The sequence below is a fragment of the Mycobacterium sp. genome, assembly GCF_044223235.1.
Classification (GTDB): domain Bacteria; phylum Actinomycetota; class Actinomycetes; order Mycobacteriales; family Mycobacteriaceae; genus Mycobacterium.
Genome location: NZ_JBGAME010000002.1, coordinates 501,300 through 518,812, shown reverse-complemented (window position 1 = coordinate 518,812; position 17,513 = coordinate 501,300). Strand labels below are relative to the sequence as shown.

13 protein-coding genes are annotated in these 17,513 nt (G+C 68.8%); 8 read left to right on the top strand and 5 right to left on the bottom strand.

All coding sequences use genetic code 11. The features are described 5' to 3' along the window. Nucleotides 1–97: 97 nt before the first annotated feature. The 3 genes from ADBZ6K_RS05525 to ADBZ6K_RS05515 are packed head-to-tail and all read left to right on the top strand — an operon-like array spanning nt 98 to nt 3,869. Nucleotides 98–628, top strand: coding sequence for a 2Fe-2S iron-sulfur cluster-binding protein (locus tag ADBZ6K_RS05525; protein ID WP_526344821.1), 531 nt, complete (start codon nt 98–100; stop codon nt 626–628). Beyond that, nucleotides 625–3,018, top strand: coding sequence for a xanthine dehydrogenase family protein molybdopterin-binding subunit (locus ADBZ6K_RS05520; protein WP_526344820.1), 2,394 nt, complete (start codon nt 625–627; stop codon nt 3,016–3,018). The genes ADBZ6K_RS05525 and ADBZ6K_RS05520 overlap by 4 nt, the downstream gene beginning before the upstream one ends. Next, nucleotides 3,015–3,869 carry an FAD binding domain-containing protein gene (locus ADBZ6K_RS05515; protein WP_526344819.1) on the top strand — a complete coding sequence of 285 codons (855 nt, stop codon included), beginning with the start codon at nt 3,015–3,017 and terminating at the stop codon, nt 3,867–3,869. Before ADBZ6K_RS05520 ends, ADBZ6K_RS05515 begins: the two co-directional genes overlap by 4 nt. 47 nt (nt 3,870–3,916) lie before the next feature. Here the strand turns inward: ADBZ6K_RS05515 and ADBZ6K_RS05510 are convergent, their stop codons facing one another. Next, a complete protein-coding gene (locus ADBZ6K_RS05510; RefSeq protein WP_526344818.1) occupies nt 3,917–6,793 on the bottom strand; it encodes an ATP-binding protein in 2,877 nt (958 codons plus the stop codon). 218 nt (nt 6,794–7,011) lie between these two features. Between ADBZ6K_RS05510 and kstR the strand changes: the two genes are divergently transcribed. The 3 genes from kstR (at nt 7,012) to ADBZ6K_RS05495 (ending at nt 12,020) form a co-directional block, all read left to right on the top strand. Continuing rightward, nucleotides 7,012–7,683: a cholesterol catabolism transcriptional regulator KstR gene (gene kstR, locus ADBZ6K_RS05505; RefSeq protein ID WP_526344817.1), complete on the top strand. Its 672-nt coding sequence runs from the start codon at nt 7,012–7,014 to the stop codon at nt 7,681–7,683. Nucleotides 7,684–7,730: 47 nt separating this feature from the next. Next, nucleotides 7,731–10,310: a trehalose-phosphatase gene (gene otsB / locus ADBZ6K_RS05500; protein ID WP_526344906.1), complete on the top strand. Its 2,580-nt coding sequence runs from the start codon at nt 7,731–7,733 to the stop codon at nt 10,308–10,310. A 162-nt stretch (nt 10,311–10,472) separates the two neighbouring features. Continuing rightward, nucleotides 10,473–12,020: a virulence factor Mce family protein gene (locus ADBZ6K_RS05495; RefSeq protein ID WP_526344816.1), complete on the top strand. Its 1,548-nt coding sequence runs from the start codon at nt 10,473–10,475 to the stop codon at nt 12,018–12,020. Between the two features lie 34 nt (nt 12,021–12,054). Here ADBZ6K_RS05495 and ADBZ6K_RS05490 read toward each other — a convergent pair whose 3' ends face one another. The 4 genes from ADBZ6K_RS05490 to ADBZ6K_RS05475 form a co-directional block, all read right to left on the bottom strand. Further along, nucleotides 12,055–13,155 (bottom strand): Rv3575c family transcriptional regulator, encoded by a 1,101-nt coding sequence (locus ADBZ6K_RS05490; RefSeq protein WP_526344815.1) that lies wholly within the window; start codon nt 13,153–13,155, stop codon nt 12,055–12,057. 58 nt (nt 13,156–13,213) lie between these two features. Continuing rightward, entirely contained in the window at nt 13,214–14,014 is an 801-nt protein-coding gene (locus tag ADBZ6K_RS05485) for a metal ABC transporter permease (protein ID WP_526344905.1), read from the bottom strand. Nucleotides 14,015–14,079: 65 nt separating this feature from the next. After that, nucleotides 14,080–14,865, bottom strand: a complete 786-nt coding sequence (locus ADBZ6K_RS05480) for a metal ABC transporter ATP-binding protein (RefSeq protein ID WP_526344814.1) — start codon at nt 14,863–14,865, stop codon at nt 14,080–14,082. Further along, entirely contained in the window at nt 14,852–15,850 is a 999-nt protein-coding gene (locus ADBZ6K_RS05475) for a metal ABC transporter solute-binding protein, Zn/Mn family (protein WP_526344904.1), read from the bottom strand. Before ADBZ6K_RS05475 ends, ADBZ6K_RS05480 begins: the two co-directional genes overlap by 14 nt. A 115-nt stretch (nt 15,851–15,965) precedes the next feature. Between ADBZ6K_RS05475 and ADBZ6K_RS05470 the strand changes: the two genes are divergently transcribed. Next, complete coding sequence (locus ADBZ6K_RS05470) at nt 15,966–17,126, top strand: GTP-binding protein (protein ID WP_526344813.1); 1,161 nt, start codon at nt 15,966–15,968, stop codon at nt 17,124–17,126. Then, entirely contained in the window at nt 17,123–17,512 is a 390-nt protein-coding gene (locus tag ADBZ6K_RS05465; RefSeq protein ID WP_526344812.1) for a hypothetical protein, read from the top strand. Before ADBZ6K_RS05470 ends, ADBZ6K_RS05465 begins: the two co-directional genes overlap by 4 nt. Nucleotide 17,513 lies beyond the last annotated feature (1 nt).

Below are 17,513 nucleotides of genomic sequence, written 5' to 3'. Positions count from 1 at the left end.
GGCGGGAGAACGCATTTGGCCGTTTCCGGCGTCCGCCACCGCCGGTCGGAGCACAGTGGAACCCATCACCTGACGTTCTCCCCGCATTGGAGGCTCGATGCGCATCACAGTCACCGTTGACGGCACGGTGTACACGGACGAGGTGGAGCCGCGGCTACTCCTCGTGCACTACCTGCGTGACCGCCTGGGCAAGGTCGGCACCGTGGTCGGCTGCGACACCAGCAACTGCGGCGCATGCACGGTTCATCTCAACGGCCACAGCGTGAAGTCCTGCGCGGTGCTCGCCGTGCAGGCCGACGGCGGGGACATCCTGACCGTCGAGGGGCTGGCACGCGACGGGAAGCTGCACCCGATCCAGGAGGCATTCCGGGACAACCACGCCCTCCAGTGCGGCTTCTGCACACCCGGGATGATCATGCAGACCCTCGACCTGCTCGCCGACGAACCCGATCCCGACGACGAGGCCGTGCGCCATGGCCTGGAGGGAAACCTCTGCCGGTGCACCGGATATCAGAACATCGTGCGCGCGGTCCAGGACGCCGCGCAGCGCCTGCGCGGCAGACGAGTCGCCGACACGCCGGCCGAGGCGGGTGCTCCGGCAGCCGGACTCGCCGGAGGTGTGCGATGACCGTCACCGCCGAACCGGAAGTCGGGAAGGCCAGACTCCGCAAGGAGGATGAGCACCTCATCACCGGGCGGACCCGGTGGACGGACAACCTCGTCCTGCCGGGCATGCAGTATCTGGCGATTCTGCGAAGCCCGCTCGCACATGCCCGCATCACCGGCATCGACGTGTCCGCGGCCCGCGGCATGCCCGGTGTCGTCGGGATCTTCACCGGCGCGGATCTGGCCGCCGAACAGGGCAGCCTGCCGTGCGCGTGGCCGATCACCGAGGACATGAAGTCACCGTCGGCGCCGTCGCTGGCGGTGCACACGGTCAACTTCTCCGGTGAGGCGGTCGCCGTCGTCGCGGCCCGCAGTGCCTACGAGGCGCATGACGCGCTGGAGGCCATCGCGGTCGACTACGACGAACTCCCGGTGGTGCTCGATATGGCAGCGGCTGCCGCCGAGGGCGCCGACCTGGTACACGACGACCTCGGCACCAACATCAACGCCACGTGGACGTTCGACTCGGCCGAGGCGCAGACCGGCGGCGACGTCGAGCAGGCGATCGCCGACGCGGAGGTGGTGGTGTCTCGCACCTTCCGCCAGCAACGGCTCATCCCCGCGTTCATGGAGCCCCGCTCGGTGGTCGTCGACCCGACCGGACAACAGATCACGATGTGGTCGGCCACCCAGGTCCCGCACATCCTCAAGCTGATGCTCGCCATGACGCTGGGGATCTCCGAAACCCGACTGCGGGTGATCGCGCCCGACGTCGGCGGCGGTTTCGGCGGCAAGCTGCAGGTGACACCCGAAGAGGTGATCGCACTGCTGATCGCGCGTCGGCTCGGCAAACCCGTGAAGTACACCGAATCGCGCAGCGAGTGCATGCTCGCCGCGCACCACGGCCGCGACCAGATCCAGAAGCTCACGCTGGCCGCCCGCCGCGACGGCACCGTGACCGGCCTGAAGGTGGAGCTGCTCGCCGACATGGGCGCCTACCTGCGTCTGGTCACCCCGGGCGTCCCGATCCTGGGCGCGTTCATGTTCAACGCCATCTACAAGTTCCCGGCATACCACTTCACCTGCACCAACGTTTTCACCAACAAGGTACCCACCGACGCCTACCGCGGTGCGGGCCGTCCGGAGGCCACGTTCGCCATCGAACGGATGATGGACGAACTGGCCGCCGAACTCGGCCGCGATCCACTGGAGCTGAGGGCGCAGAACTGGATCGCCCACGAGGAGTTCCCGTTCGATACCGTCGCGGGCCTGACCTACGACTCCGGAAATTACGAGGCCGCCACCGAGCAAGCCCGCGACCTGTTCGGCTACGACGAATTACGCCGCGAGCAGGCCGAGCGCCGGGAACGCCGGGATCCGGTGCAACTGGGCATCGGGGTGTCGACGTTCACCGAGATGTGCGGCCTGGCACCGTCGCGGACGCTGGGCGCCCTGTCCTACGGCGCGGGCGGCTGGGAGCACGCGTCGATCCGGGTGCTCCCCACCGGCAAGGTGGAGGTGGTGACCGGTTCGTCCGCACACGGCCAGGGACACGAGACGGCGTTCAGCCAGATCGTGGCCGACCATCTCGGCGTTCCGTTCGACGACGTCGAGGTGCTGCACGGCGACACCCAGAGCTCGGCACGCGGCATGGACACCTACGGGTCGCGCTCCCTCGCGGTCGGGGGCATCGCCTTGGTGAAGGCCGCCGACAAGGTGATCGCCAAGGCCAAACCCATTGCGGCACACATGATGGAGTGCGCCGAGGAGGACGTCGAGGTGGTCGCGGGCCGGTTCCGGGTGCGGGGTACCGAGAAGGCGGTCGGTCTGGCCGACGTCGCAGGCGCGGTGTTCGCCGCACACGACCTGCCCGAGGGCGTCGAACCGAACCTGGATTCGGAAGCCACCTACGATCCGGAGAACTTCTCGTTCCCGCACGGTACCCATCTGTGTGCCACCGAGGTCGACACCGACACCGGGATGGTGCGGATCCGTTCGTACGTATGCGTGGACGACGTCGGACACGTGGTCAATCCGCTGATCGTCGACGGCCAGATCCACGGCGGCCTGGCCCAGGGCATCGCGCAGGCACTGTTCGAGGACGCCGAATACGACGAGTCCGGCACCCTGCTGTCCGGTTCGTTCGCTCAGTACCTGGTGCCGTCGGCGGTCGACCTGCCCTCCTTCACCACCGGCCGCACGGAGACTCCCGCAACAGGAAACCCGTTGGGCGTCAAGGGAGTTGGCGAGGCGGGCGCCATCGCATCCACACCGGCCGTCGTCAACGCGGTGATCGACGCGGTGCGTCATCTGGGGGTCAGCGATATCACGATGCCCTGCTCCCCGATGCGGGTGTGGCAGGCGATCAACGCAGGCCGGCAGGAGACATCAGCCAACGGAGGTGCCAAGTGATCCCCGCCGACTTCGCCTACGTCGCCCCCAAAACCGTCGACGAGGCGATCGCCGCCCTGGCCGACGGCGGCGAGGACGCCAAGGTCATCGCCGGCGGGCAGAGCCTGATGCCGGTGCTGCGGCTGCGGCTCGCGGCGCCCACCATCGTCGTCGACCTCGGGCGCATCGGTGAGTTGCGCGGTGTCAGCGAGGACGGCGACAGCTTGGTGATCGGCGCCATGACGACCCACTACGACGTGCTGCGCAGTTCACTCGTGCATCGGCATGCGCTATTGCTCGCCGAAGCGACACACACTGTCGCGGACCCCCAGATCCGGCACCGCGGCACACTGGGCGGAGCGCTGGCGCATGCCGACCCGGCGGGTGATCTCTGTGCTCCCGCACTGGCTCTCGAGGCGTCGCTGACCATAGCCGGGCCGTCCGGACGGCGGACGGTTCCTGTCGCCGACTTCTTCGTCGACTACTTCACCACCGCGCTGCAACCCGACGAGATCCTGGTCGGCATCCGGATTCCCAAGCACACCGACTGGCCCGCGCGCTACGAGAAGTTCACCCGCATCGCCCAGGCCTGGTCGATCATCGCGGTGGCCGCGACCGTCGACGTCGACGGCGGCGTGATCCGCACAGCCCGGGTGGCGCTGACCAACATGGCGGCGGTGCCGGTGCGGGCCCGCGGTGTCGAGGACGCCCTGACCGGCCAGCCCGCGAGTGACGACGTGATCCGCGCGGCTGCCGAACACGCCGCCGAGGGCACCAATCCGATCGCCGACGGCAACGCCGACGTCGAGTACCGCAGCCACCTCGCGCGGGTTCTCACCAGACGGGCGGTGGCGACGGCCGCGGGCGTCTGACATTCACCGGAATCGTTGCCGCCCAGCGATTCCGGGTCGGTCGATGGTCACAGGTGACGAGCCAGGCTTTCGCGCGCCCGCACCACCGCCTGGGGTCCGCTCAGCGGCGCGCCGGGCTCCGGGGCGGGCAGGGCGGCGAGTTGACCCGCGCTCAGCGGCGACGGCTTGCCCGCCGCGACGAGCGCGCCGTGTACGGCGACGGCGTCCTCACCGGCGCCCAACCGCACCAGCAGCCGCGTCACGTAGCGCAGGTTGAGCCATTGCTGGCTCCAGTCGCCCACCCGGTCCCAATGGCCAAGCACCACAATGAGTTCGGCGGCCGCCGAGGCGGCGTCGCCGTGCACCGAACGCGTCGCGGCCGCCTCCATCAGCGCGATGCCGTGCCACCAGAAGTTGTGTACCGATTCCGACTGCGCGGCGGCGCCGGCGAAGAGCCTCAGCGCCCGATCCGGGTCGGACTTCTTGAGTACCAGGCCGAGCGCGTAGCCTGCCATGGCGCGCGCGGTGGGGTTGCCGGTGTCCTCCGCGACGCGGACGGCCTCCTCCGCTGCGGCGCGGCCTTCGTCGGGTGTGCGCAGGGCGGCATGGCAGATCGCGACGTAGAACAACGTCCACACCAGCCGGATCGGATCTCCTTCTCGGCGTGCGCGTTCCATCTCCGCGCGGTAGTGGTCCAGCGCCGCCACCGCATCGCCCTCATACAGAGCGACGTCGGCGCGCACGTCGGCGGGATAGGCCACTCGGCCCGTACCCCGGCCTGGCACGCGGTCCCTTGCGAGGTCCGCGAATTCGACCGCGCGGGCGTGGTCGCCGCGGTTCCAGGCGCCGCGGGCGGCAAATCCCACCGCAGCGGCGAAGAGTCGATGGCCCGGGTCGGTACGCTCGATCGTCCGCTCGGCCCAGCCCGCGGATTCGTAACCAAGGCGCAGGTGGACGAGTTCGGGTATCGACGTCACCAACCGAACGGCAAGGTCGGTGTCGTCGACTGCCATCGCGCGTTCGAACGCCGCACGCAGGTTGTCGTTGTCCGGCAACATCCGCTGCACCCAGGCCCGCTCGTCGGGGCCCTGCAACTCGGCCGACGCCCGCTCGGCCAGCCCGGTGAAATACGCGGCATGCCGCGCGGCGCACATGCCGTCGATGCCCTGCTCACCCAAGCGCTCTCGACCGTAGGCGCGCAGCGTCTCCAACAGGCTGTACCGGGTCGATCCGGTTTCCCCGCGCACCACCACCATCGACTTGTCGACGAGGCCGGTGAGCATTTCGAGGGTGTCATCCTCGGTGGCGTCCGCCTCGGCGCACACCCCGTGCACGGCATCGAGATCGAAGCCACCGGCGAACACCGACAGCCGCGTGAACAACGCCTGTTCCGGTGGGGTGAGCAGGCGATAGGACCAGTCGATCGTCGCGATCAGGTTCTGCTGCCGGGGATGTGCGGTGCGGGCGCCACCGCTGAGCAGCCGTAACCGGTCCAGCCGGCGGGCGACGTCGATGGAGCTCATCACCCGCATCCGGGCGGCGGCGAGTTCGATGGCAAGCGGCAGCCCGTCGAGCCTGCGGCAGATCTCGGCAACGGCGCCGGCGGGCTCGTGGTCCAGCCGGAAGTCGGGGCGGCCGGCCCGGGCCCGGTCGGCGAACAGCAGCGTCGCGTCGTCCACCGACAACGGCGGCACGGGCAGAATCTGTTCGCCCGCGATGCCCAGCGGTTCCCGGCTGGTGGCCAAGACAGCCACCCGTGGGCATTGCCGCACGATCCGGTCCAGCAGCCGCGCCGTGGCCTCGAGGACGTGCTCGCAGTTGTCGACGAGGAGCAGGCCGTGCCGGGTCCGCAGGAACTCGATGAGGGAGTCCTCGATGGTGAGACCCTGCTGTTGTTGTAGGCGAAGACCAGCGGTCAGCGCATGGATCACGGCGTCACCCCCCTCGACCGGGGCCAGCTCACAGATCCACGCGCCATCGCCGAACCGGGCCGCTTCGGTGGCGGCGACCTCGAGCGCCAACCGCGTCTTGCCGACACCGCCCACCCCGGTCAGCGTGACCAGCGGGGCATCCCGCAGGGCCGCGGCAACGTCGGCGACGTGGTCCTCGCGGCCGATGAAACTCGTTGTGCGCCTTGGCAGATCGTCAGATGGTCGGGTTTCCGCGACCGGCCGCGGTTGGGCGGGGCGCACCTCCCGGGCCGCCGCGGTGCGGTCCGGGTCGCCGCATAGGATCCGTTGGTGCACGTCGCGCAGTGCCGAACCGGGGTCCACCCCGAGTTCGTCGACGAGCCGTTCGCGGATGGCGCGGAAGGTGTCGAGCGCATCGGATTGCCTGCCATTTCGATACTGCGCCAACATGAGCTGCCCGGCCAGCCGCTCGTCGAGCGGCTGAGCCTGCAGCGCCGCGGCCAGCTCGCCGAGCAGTTCGGCATGCCGTCCGGCGCGCAGCGCCGCGTCGTTGCGGTCGAGCACGACCGAAAGTCGTTCGGCCTCCAGCGCAGTGCGGACATCACTCACCCAGGGGGTGTCCAGCGCGGCGAACGGTTCACCGTGCCACAGGTCCAGCGCCGCGTCGAACAGGCCGGCGGCGTCGGGTTCGGATCCCGCACGGGCTCGGCTCACCAGGCTGCGGAAGCAGTGCAGATCGACCGTGAGCGGATCGGTCCGCAGGACATAGCCGCCGGGCTCGCGGGAGATCAACACTTCGTCTGCGTCGGCAAGCAGGGTGCGCAGCCGGGACAGGTAGCCCGCCAACACGTTTCGAACTCGGTGCGGAGGGTCATCGGCCCACACCCGATCCACCAGCTGCGCCGTCGGCACCGGCCGGTTCACATCGACGAGCAATGCGACGAGAACGCACCGCTGGCGGGCATGCCCGATCTCGACTCGACGCCCGCCGATGCGGGCCTCGATGTCGCCGAGCAATCGGAACTCCGCCACCATCGGCCCTAGCCTGCCACTTCGGGGCACCCGGGTGGGCCCACGCGACCGCGGAGGCGCGAAGGACCAGCGCGGAAGACCGAGCAGACGGTCAGGCAGCGCGTGTCGAGAAAGCCATGCGAGTCACTAGAACGTGTTCTAGTATTGCCTGCGCTCGACCGTCAGGTCGACCACCAGAGCTGGACACAACCCAGCCCGCACGATGAAGGAGTTTCCGCCGGATGCCGTCGCCAACACATCCCGATCCGCCCTCAGGGTCTGGGGCACGGCCGCGTGAGGTGACGAACGCGGCAGTCCGCGCAGAATCCGCGTTGGGTTCAGAGGCGCAGCGCGAACGTCGTAAGCGAATCCTCGATGCAACGCTGGCCATCGCATCGAAGGGCGGTTACGAAGCCGTTCAGATGCGCGCCGTGGCCGAACGCGCCGACGTCGCCGTGGGCACGCTGTACCGGTATTTCCCGTCGAAGGTGCACCTGCTGGTGTCCGCGCTCGGGCGGGAGTTCGAACGGATCGACGCCAAGACCGACCGGACCTCCCTGACCGGGGGCACGCCCTATCAGCGGCTCAACCTGATGATCGGCAAGCTCAACCGGGCCATGCAGCGCAACCCGATGCTGACCGAGGCGATGACACGGGCGTTCGTCTTCGCCGACGCGTCCGCGGCCGGTGAGGTTGATCACGTCGGCAGGTTGATGGATTCGATGTTCGCACGGGCCATGAGTGACGGAGAGCCCACCGAGGATCAATACCATATTGCCCGTGTCATCTCGGATATCTGGCTGTCCAACCTGCTCGCCTGGCTAACCCGGCGGGCGTCGGCCACCGACGTCAGCAAGCGCCTCGACCTCGCTGTGAGGTTGCTCATCGGGGATGGCGAGCACCCTAAAATCTAGGGGTGTCCACCCAGCCCCCCGGTGCGCGTCGCCCGCACGACCTTCCCCTGGAACTCAAGCGTGCGCTGACCACCGCAGCGCGGGTTCCACGGCTTCTCGTCGCCTGTGATTACGACGGCACGATGGCGCCCATCGTGTCCAACCCGGACGACGCGCGACCGCTGGCCGGGTCGGCGGCCGCGCTGCGCGACCTGGCCGGCCTGCCGTCGACGACGGCCGCCGTGATCTCCGGGCGGGCGCTGCGCGATCTGGCCGCGCTGTCGCGCATGCCCGCCGAGGTGCATCTGGTCGGCAGCCACGGCTCCGAGTTCGACACCGGCTTCGTGCGCGCCATCGACGACGCCGCCAAGGCCCTGCTCGGCAGGATCAAGGACGCCCTCGGCGCGATCGCCGCCGAGCATCCCGGGGTTGCGCTCGAGATCAAGCCGGCCAGTGTGGCACTCCACGTGCGCAATGCCGACGCCGCCGACGCCGCCGAGGCGCTGCAGAAGGCCCACACCGCGGCGCAGGCGTGGGACGCCGAGATCACCGAGGGAAAGGCGGTCCTGGAGTTCGCGGTGATCCAAACCGACAAAGGACAGGCCCTCGACATCCTTCGGCATCAGGAGGGCGCGTCGGCCGCGGTCTTCATCGGCGACGACGTCACCGACGAGAAGGCGTTCCGCCGCCTGCACGGTCCGGACATCGGGATCAAGGTCGGGCCGGGCGACACCCTGGCGGGATTCCGGGTCGAGTCACCCGAAGACGTGGCGGCCGCACTGGAACTGTTGTTCGACGCACGGCGCATCTGGCTGCATGGCGGGCACAGCACACCCATCGAGCGGCTGACGATGCTGTCGAACTCCCGCACCGTCGCGCTGCTCACCCCCGACGCGGACGTCGTGTGGATGTGCCACCCGCACGGGGATTCGGCCGCGGTGTTCTCCCGACTGCTCGGGGATGCCACCTCCGGCCACTTCTCCATCGGGCCGCAACGTCAGGCACTGCCGCTGAGCCAGCGCTATGTCGACGGCACCATGACCACCGAAACACGCTGGGCCAGCCTCCTTGTCACCGACTACCTGTCCCACGACGTCGGCGCGGGCCGCACGGACCTGATCCGGGTGATCAGTGGCCGGGCCAAGGCCGTGGTCTCGTTCGCACCGCGTCCCGAGTTCGCCCAGGCACCGGTGCAACTGCGCGCAGACGACGGCGGACTGCGGGTGTTCGCCACCAACGAGCCGATGGTGCTGCGGTCGCCTGGGGTCGAATGGACCGTGGTCCCCGACGGTGTGCACGAGACCGCCCATGCCGTCATCGACCCGTCCAAGGGCCCGGTTGTCCTCGAACTGCGTTGCGGCACAGAGGATCTCACCGAATCTCCGGTTGACGCGGTATCGCGCCTCGAGCGCGCGGGGAGCTATTGGTCCGACTGGGCGGCCGGCCTTGCGCTGCCGCCGCGCAAGCCGGATCTGATGAAGCGCTCGGCGCTGACCCTGCGCGGGCTGGTACATGCCGACACGGGTGCCATCATGGCCGCGGCCACCACGTCACTGCCCGAAGAGATCGGCGGGGTGCGCAACTGGGATTACCGCTACTGCTGGATCCGCGACGCCGCCCTGACCGCATCGGCGCTGGTGTCGCTCGGTTCGACCGATGAGGCCGAAGGCTACCTGAACTGGCTGCACCGCGTCATCGAGACCACACACGGGCCCGAGCGGCTGCACCCGCTGTACACGCTGGCCGGCACCCAGCTCGGGCCGGAGGCGGTCATCGACTCGCTGCCCGGCTATGCCGGATCGCGGCCCGTGCGGGTGGGCAACGCCGCGAACGCCCAGGTTCAGCTCGACGTCTTCGGCCCCGTGGTGCAGCTCATCTCCGATCTCGCGCACCGGCGGAAGGCGGGCGGGGCCGCCGATCCGTTGACCGACGCGGACTGGAACCTGGTCAGCGAGATGGTGTTCGCCGTCGCCAGCCGGTGGGTGGAACCCGACCACGGCATCTGGGAGATCCGGGGCGCCCCACGGCACCACGTGTACTCGAAGGTGATGTGCTGGGTGACCGTCGACCGGGCGCTCGCGCTGGCCGCGGAATTCGGCAGGGACGCCCCGCCAGGATGGTCCACGCTGCGTGACGTGATCGCCAAACAGGTCTGCAATCGCGGCTGGAACGACGAGGTCAGCTCATTCACCGCCGCCTACGATGGCACCGACCTGGACGCCGCCACCCTGCACATCGGGCTATCGGGCCTCATCGACCCCGCCGACGAGCGGTTCGCGGCAACGGTGGCCGCGACCGAGGCCGAGTTGCGCAGCGGGGCGACCGTGTACCGCTACCGCGGCGACGACGGGCTGCCCGGCACCGAAGGCGGCTTCCACCTGTGCGCGGCGTGGCTCGTCGAGGCGTACCTGCTGATCGACCAGCGGTCCCAGGCCGAGGCCCTGTTCGACCGGCTCGTCACCGCCGCGGGACCCACCGGATTGCTCTCCGAGGAATACGACCCGGTTGCCGAGCGGGCGCTAGGCAATCATCCGCAGGCCTACAGCCACATCGGGTTGCTGCGATGCGCGCAGCTACTGGCCACGACGTCGGCCCCCCCACGGATCAAGCCATCGCCTCCCAAGCCGGTGGGGCCCACCCCGGCCTGAGCCTTCGGCAGCTTCATCAGCGGAATCCCAGCGCCGCGGCCCCCAGGTCAGATACAGTCCTGTCACTCGCGATACGTGGTCAGCGGGGACGGCTATGGGGGTCCAACCGAGGAGGGGCCGTGCGTCAGGTTCCGCCGCTCGACGGCGTGAGGTGAATCGGCGTTGCTCACACGGTTCATAAAGATTCAACTGATCCTCTTCGCGATACTGACGCTGGTCGCTCTCGGCGCATTGGGTTTCTACTATCTGCGGGTGCCGACGCTGGCCGGGATCGGTCAGTACACGCTCTACGCGGACTTCCCCCGTTCGGGCGGGCTGTATCCGACGGCGAACGTCACCTATCGGGGAACCACCATCGGCAAGGTCACCGCGGTCGAGCCGACCACGACAGGTGCCCGGGCGACGATGAGCATCGGCCACGACTTCCGGATACCCGTTGACACCACCGCCAACGTCCGCTCTGTCACAGCCATCGGTGAGCAGTACATCGACCTGGTACCCGCGAGCGAGTCGGGTCAGTACTACAGCGATGGCCAGACCATCACCCACACCACGGTGCCAAGCGAAGTCGGTCCCGCGCTGGACCAGGCTTACAAGGGCCTGGCGGTGCTACCCCGGGAGAAGATCGATGCGCTGCTGACCGAGACGTCGGAGTCGGTGGGTGGTCTGGGGCCCGCGCTGCAGCGGCTGGTCGATTCGACCACCAACATCGCCCAGGATTTCAAGGACAACATCGACCCCGTCAACGACATCATCGCCAACTCCGCCCCCATCCTGGACAGCCAGGTCAACTCCGGCGACGCGATCGAACGCTGGTCACGCAACCTGAACACCCTGGCCGCCCAAGCCGCCGAACAGGACCGGGCGCTGCGCAGCGGACTGCAGCAGGCCGCCCCTACCGCCGACCAGCTCAACGCGGTGTTCAGCGGGGTGCGCGAGGCGCTGCCGCAGACCCTGGCCAACGTCGCCGTCATCACCGACATGCTCAAGCGCTACAACAAGGGCCTCGAGCAGGCCTTCGTCTACTTCCCTCAGGGCGCCTCGCCCCTGGAGATGGGCACCGTGTTCCCCGGTGAGGGTCTGCTGCACTTCGGGTTGTCGATCAACCAGCCGCCTGCGTGCCTGACGGGATTCCTGCCCGCATCGGAGTGGCGCTCGCCCGCCGACACCAGCACCGCGCCGCTGGAGTCCGGGCTGTACTGCAAGATTCCCAAGGACTACCAGGCCAACGCGGTGCGCGGGGCGCGCAACTATCCGTGCGCCGACGTGCCGGGTAAGCGGGCGGCCACCCCGCGGGAGTGCCGCAGCGACGAACCGTATGTGCCGCTGGGCACCAACCCGTGGTTGGGCGACCCCAACCAGATCCGCAACTGCCCCGCACCGGCGGCGCGCTGCGATCAGCCCGTGTCCGGGGGCCGGGTGATCCCCGCGCCGACCATCAACACGGGCAACAATCCGCTGCCCGCCGACCGGCTGCCCGGTACGCCGGCCCCCGTCAGCGACCCGCTGAGTCCGCCACTGCAGGGCACGGTGACCTGCAGCGGACAGCAACCCAACCCGTGCATCTACACTCCGGCACCTGGAACGACCGCGATCTACAACCCGGCCAGCGGCGAAGTCGTGGGACCCGATGGCGTCAAGTACTCGGTGAGTAACTCCGACAACCCGGCAGACAGTGGTTGGAAGGAGATGCTGGCACCGGCCGGCTGAGCGTTCCCTGGCCGTCCCCTGCAGTGCCCCTGAGCTAGGCGGGCGGCCCCGAGGTGCGGCCACGCACCACATCCGTTGCCAGTACGTCGAGCACCGGAAGACCCGACCGCGGCGGGTTGTGCAGCAGCCGCCCGGCCCTGCGTCCCTTCTCCATACTCGGCTGCGCGACGGTCGTCAGTCCCCGCCGCAGCGCATCGGGAATGCCGTCGAACCCGGTGACCGTCATCTGCCCGGGAACATAGATCCCCCGCGCCCGCAGGTGGTCCATCGCCGACAGCGCGAGCACGTCGGCCGTGCACATCAGCGCGGTGAGACGCGGATTGGCTTCCAGCGCCACCTCCGCGGCCACCCCGCCCGAGGAGGGCAGGTGTTCGTAGCTCTCCACCACCGTCAACGACGCGGGGTCCAGCCCCGCGGCCTCCATGGCGTCATACACGCCCCGGATGCGGTCGCGCTGGACGTGAAAGTGCGGTGTCCGGACACGCTCCGGATCGGCGACGGCAGGCTGGCGGCTGTCGTGTGGCCACTCCCTGCCCAACCGCATGGTCAGCAGGCCGATCTCCCGATGTCCAAGTCCGACAACATATTCGGCCAACCTGCGCATCGCGTCGCGGTCGTCGATGCAGACCCGCGAGGTGCCAGGAACATCCATCGGCTGGTCGACCACCACGATGGGCAGGTGCCGCTGCAGCACCACCGACAGGTAGGGGTCGTCATCGGAGGCCGAGTACACCACGAAGCCGTCGACGCCGGCGGCCAGCACCGCGGCCATCCCTTCGCTGACGCTGCGGTTCGGGCCGATCGCGACGAGCAGGAGCCCCTGACCGGCCTCCTCACACGATTCGGCCAGCCCAGCGACGAAATCGAGCGCTGCCGGATCGCTGAATGAGTAGTTCAGCGGCTCGGTGATCATCAGCCCGACGGCACCGGCTTTACGCGTGCGCAGCGATCTCGCCACGGGGTCGGGACCGGGGTATCCCATGCGTTTGGCGGTCGCCAGCACACGTTCCCGAAGATCCGCGGAAAGTTGATCGGGGCGGTTGTAGGCGTTGGAGATCGTGGTGCGGGACACCTTCAATTCGGCCGCCAACGAGGCCAGGGTTGCCCGCCGTCTGGGGTTGGGAATCCTGGACATGTTCTCTGAGATTAGCCGATGCCGGTCGATGGCACGGATTACTAACCGGTGCGGCGCCTCACGTGGCGAGAACCTGGCCGGCCGACCGAGTCAGCACCCGCCCGCTCGCCCAGACCACCGCCCACACCCCGCAGGTGATAGTGACGACGAGAAAGCTGGGCGGCGCGTTGAACATCGCCGAGAGCCCGAGACCGGCCCACACCGACAGCACGCTCAGCGCGGCGGAGACTCCCATCGCGACCGCCGGGCGCGCCGTGAGCATGATCGCCACCGCGGCGGGGGTGACGATGAGCGCGAAGAGCAGCAGTGTTCCGACCGCCTGCACCGCCATCGTGACCGACAGTCCGAGCAGCATCATGAACACGATCGACAGGCCCCGAACCGGGACGCCCTTGGCCTCGGCCACCTGCGCGTTGACCGACGAGAACAGCAACGGGCGATAGATGATGCCCATGCACAGCGCCAGCAGCGCCAGCAGCACACCGAACGTGACGATCTGTTCGTGGGTGATGGCAAGCAGGTTCCCGAACAAGACATTGGTCATCGTGCTCGAACTTCGGGTGGCCAGTGAACTGAAGAACAGGCCGAGTCCGGTGGCCATGGCCAGCACGGTGCCCGTCGCCACCTCCCGGTCACTCGCCCGCTTGCCGAGGGCGCCGATGACCAGGGCCCCGCCAACGCAGAACACGCCCAGCCCCAACGCCACCGGTAGGCCGAGCAGCACGGCCCCCGTCGCGCCCGGCAACCCGATGTGCGCGAGCGCATGCGCGGCGAAGACGGTGTTGCGCACGATCACGAAGTACCCGATGAGGCCTGCGGCCAACGCCACGATGGTGCCCCCGACGAGCGCGTTGCGCATGAACGCCGACGTCAGGATCTGCCACCAGTTGTCCTGGTAGCCCACCGCGGCCAGATAGGTGGTGGTCAACTGGTCCTGCGCAGGTACGGGTCGGAGTGCGGGTGCGCGATCTCGATCGGCGCGCCGTAGAGGCGGGTGAGCAGGTCTGGTTCCGCGGCATGGTCGAGAGGCTCGTAATGGGCGACGCCGTCCTTGAGGTAGATGGCGCCGGTCAGCACCCGCAGCAGCGGGTTGAGGTCGTGTGCGACCACGAAGATGGTTACCCCGACGTCCCTGTTGATCCGGTCGAGCAGGGCGACGATCTCACGCTGGTTGGTGAGGTCGAGTGAGGCAAGCGGTTCGTCGAGGATGAGCAGCCGCGGCCGTCCGACCAACGCGGCGGCCAGCGCGACGCGCTGCCGCTGGCCGCCGGACAGCTGCGACAGCCGCCTGCCCGCCAGCGCCGCGGCATCGACGGCGGCCAGGGCTTCGTCGACGCGAGCCTGCTGCGGCCCACGTGTCTTGCCGAAACCCCAGCGGTGCCCGTTGAGGCCCAGCATGACCGCGTCACGCACGCGGATGGCTTCGTCGGAGTTCGAGGTGTAGTTCTGCGGCACGTACCCGATCTGGTGGTTGATCTCTCCGGGCGGATGTCCGAATACCTCGACGCTGCCCGACGCCCGCGGGATGAGGCCGAGAACGACCTGCAACAGGGTCGTCTTACCCGATCCGTTCGGTCCGATGACCGCGACGATGCCTCCCTCCGGCACATCGAAATCGGCACCCGACCACACGGCGTGGCGGCCGCGAACGACGCTGACGTCGTGAAACGTCAGCGCAGGCAGCGTGGGAGCGGAGTCAGGCAGGGACATCGAGCGCCTTGGCGAGTCGGTTCAGCTGGTCGGTCTGCCAGGCCTGGAACGACGCCGTACCCGGCGGTACGGTCTCGGTCACCTCGACGACGGGCACATCCGCCTGCTCGGCCGCGGCACGGATCCGTTCGGGCAGCGAACCTTCCGTCTGCGTGTTGTAGATCAGCACGTCGACACCGCGGTCGGCGAGTAGACGCAGGAACTCGTCGAGGTCGGCCGGTGACGGATCGGTCTCGTTCGCCGACGCCACCTGATAGCCCTCGGGAGTGCGGTCGACCAGCCCGAGCGCTCCGGCCATGTCATCGAACACACCCTCGGTGGCCGCGTAGGTCTTTCCGGACGCGTTCGCCTTGATCGACGTGATGAGCGCATCGTACGGCCCGAGGTCACTGGCGAATTCGGCACGCCGCTGGGTGAAGTACTCCGCCGCACCGGGCGCCAGTTTCGTCAACTCGGCTGTCACGGCGTCGGCGACGCCCGTCACCGCGGCGGGGCTGTACCAGACGTGCGGATTGTCTTCGCCGCCGTGGTCGTACCCCTCCGCGTCGCGACCATGGCCCGCGGCCTCGTTGGTCGCGCCACCGTGGCTGATATCGACCGCGTTGACCACCGGGGCATCCGGGGCTGAACTCGCTGCGAGTTTGGCGGCCCATTCGTCGTAGTGCCCGCCGTTGATCACGACGAGCTGGGCACCCTCGAAGAGGGCGGCATCCTTGGGTGCGGGTTCGTAGTCGTGCGGATCGATCGCCGAACCGGCCAGCACGGTGGCGACCGTGGCGCACTGGCCGCCCACTGCCGAGACGATGTCGCCCCACTGGTCGACGCTGACCAACACGGCCACTGGCGCGGTCGGGCATGCGCCGCCCGCCGCCTCCCCGGTTGCTGACGCGGACGGAGACGCGGCAGGCGCGGACTCTCCGCCACTTGAGCATGCCGTAGCGGCGAAGGGGGCGGCGAGGACCAGTCCGGCTATCAGCGACCGGATCGCAGGAGAAGCAATCACATGATAACGATAACCGTTTGCAATTGCGGCGCGCGAGTTCGGGGGGAGTTGCAAGGTCCCGACGCGACCCCTTAATGAAAACGGTTATCATTACCGAGTGGATGCCACCTCACCCGATCTACTGCCCGTCACCGTGCTGTCCGGATTCCTCGGAGCGGGAAAAACCACCCTTCTCAACCACATCCTGGCCAACCGCGACGGCAGGCGGGTCGCCGTGATCGTCAACGACATGAGCGAGGTGAACATCGACGCCGCGCTGATCGCAGGGCAGGGCCATCTGGATCGCACCGAAGAGAAGCTCGTCGAGCTGACCAACGGCTGCATCTGCTGCACCCTGCGTGAAGACCTCATCGAGGCCGTCGACGCACTCGCCCGTCAGCGGCGCTTCGACCAGCTGGTGATCGAGTCGACGGGAATCTCCGAGCCGATGCCGGTGGCGGCGAGCTTCAGCTGGGAGTTCGACGGCGGGTTCAGCCTCGGCGATGTGGCCCGGCTGGACACCATGGTGACCGTCGTAGACGCCTCGACGTTCCTGACCGAACTCGCCCGCGGTGAAGCTCTGGCCGACCGGTGGCTGGCGGCCGGCGACGGGGACACACGCAATATCGCCGACCTGCTGGTCGATCAGGTGGAGTTCGCCGACGTGATCGTGCTCAACAAGACCGACCTGGTGGCCCCCGGCGATCTGGGCGCGGTCGAGGCGGTGGTGCGGCGGCTCAATCCGACCGCCAAGCTGATCCGCTCCGATCATGGCGCCGTCGATATCGCCGAGGTGCTCCAGACCGGCCGCTACGACCCGGTCGCCGCCGCCCAGGTCGCGGGTTGGGATGAGGAACTCGCCGGCGGTCACACGCCGGAGACCGAGGAGTACGGCATCGGGTCGATGACGTTCCGGTCCGCGCGCCCGTTTCACCCCAAACGGCTGTGCGACGCGCTCGACCGGATGACGGGGCTGCTGCGCAGCAAGGGCTTCTGCTGGATAGCCAGCAGGCCGGATATCGCGGCGATCTGGTCGCAGGCGGGGCCGAACCTGGTCATCGAGCCCGCACAGTACTGGTCGACCGCCGAATTCGAACCCGGCCAGGAGATCGTGTTCATCGGCGTGAACATCGATCGCGCCACCCTCAGGCACCTGTTGAGGGCCGCGCTGCTGACCAACGCGGAGTTGGCACAGGGCGAACGGCGGTGGCGCACCTTCGAGGATCCCCTGCCCCGCTGGGGCGCCACCCACCACCACGCGACCCTTGACCGGCCATGACGCGGCCCGGCCGCGCCACACAGCGCGCCTTCACCGCCGTCGTCTGCACCGGCTGCGCCGACGACCTGGCCACCTCGGTGCTGGAAGCGCTGCGTGACACCATCGGCCGCTGTCGGCACGGTGTGCTGGTACGGGCCGACTGCATGCTCGGCCGGTTCATATGTGCGGTGCGCCCCACCGGCCCCGGCGTGATGGTGCTGCTGCAGCCCTGCTCCACCGATCGCAAACCGACCGGACCCGCGCTGCGGGTGGGGCCGATCGACGCCCGCGAGGACATCGAGACCCTGTGCGGGTGGCTGGAACGCGGCGATTGGAGCCAGCACAGCCTGCCCCCGACGATGGGGACGCATGCCGACTGGATCCGCCGGTCGCGAGCGACGAACTGAG

Bases quoted from the DNA above. Each gene is read 5' to 3' on its own strand.
- ADBZ6K_RS05485 (WP_526344905.1), bottom strand. From the start codon at position 14,014: ATGCGCAACGCGCTCGTCGGGGGCACCATCGTGGCGTTGGCCGCAGGC.
- ADBZ6K_RS05525 (WP_526344821.1), top strand. From the start codon at position 98: ATGCGCATCACAGTCACCGTTGACGGCACGGTGTACACGGACGAGGTG.
- ADBZ6K_RS05480 (WP_526344814.1), bottom strand. From the start codon at position 14,865: ATGTCCCTGCCTGACTCCGCTCCCACGCTGCCTGCGCTGACGTTTCAC.
- kstR (WP_526344817.1), top strand. From the start codon at position 7,012: ATGCCGTCGCCAACACATCCCGATCCGCCCTCAGGGTCTGGGGCACGG.
- ADBZ6K_RS05490 (WP_526344815.1), bottom strand. From the start codon at position 13,155: ATGTCCAGGATTCCCAACCCCAGACGGCGGGCAACCCTGGCCTCGTTG.
- ADBZ6K_RS05520 (WP_526344820.1), top strand. From the start codon at position 625: ATGACCGTCACCGCCGAACCGGAAGTCGGGAAGGCCAGACTCCGCAAG.
- ADBZ6K_RS05465 (WP_526344812.1), top strand. From the start codon at position 17,123: ATGACGCGGCCCGGCCGCGCCACACAGCGCGCCTTCACCGCCGTCGTC.
- ADBZ6K_RS05510 (WP_526344818.1), bottom strand. From the start codon at position 6,793: ATGGTGGCGGAGTTCCGATTGCTCGGCGACATCGAGGCCCGCATCGGC.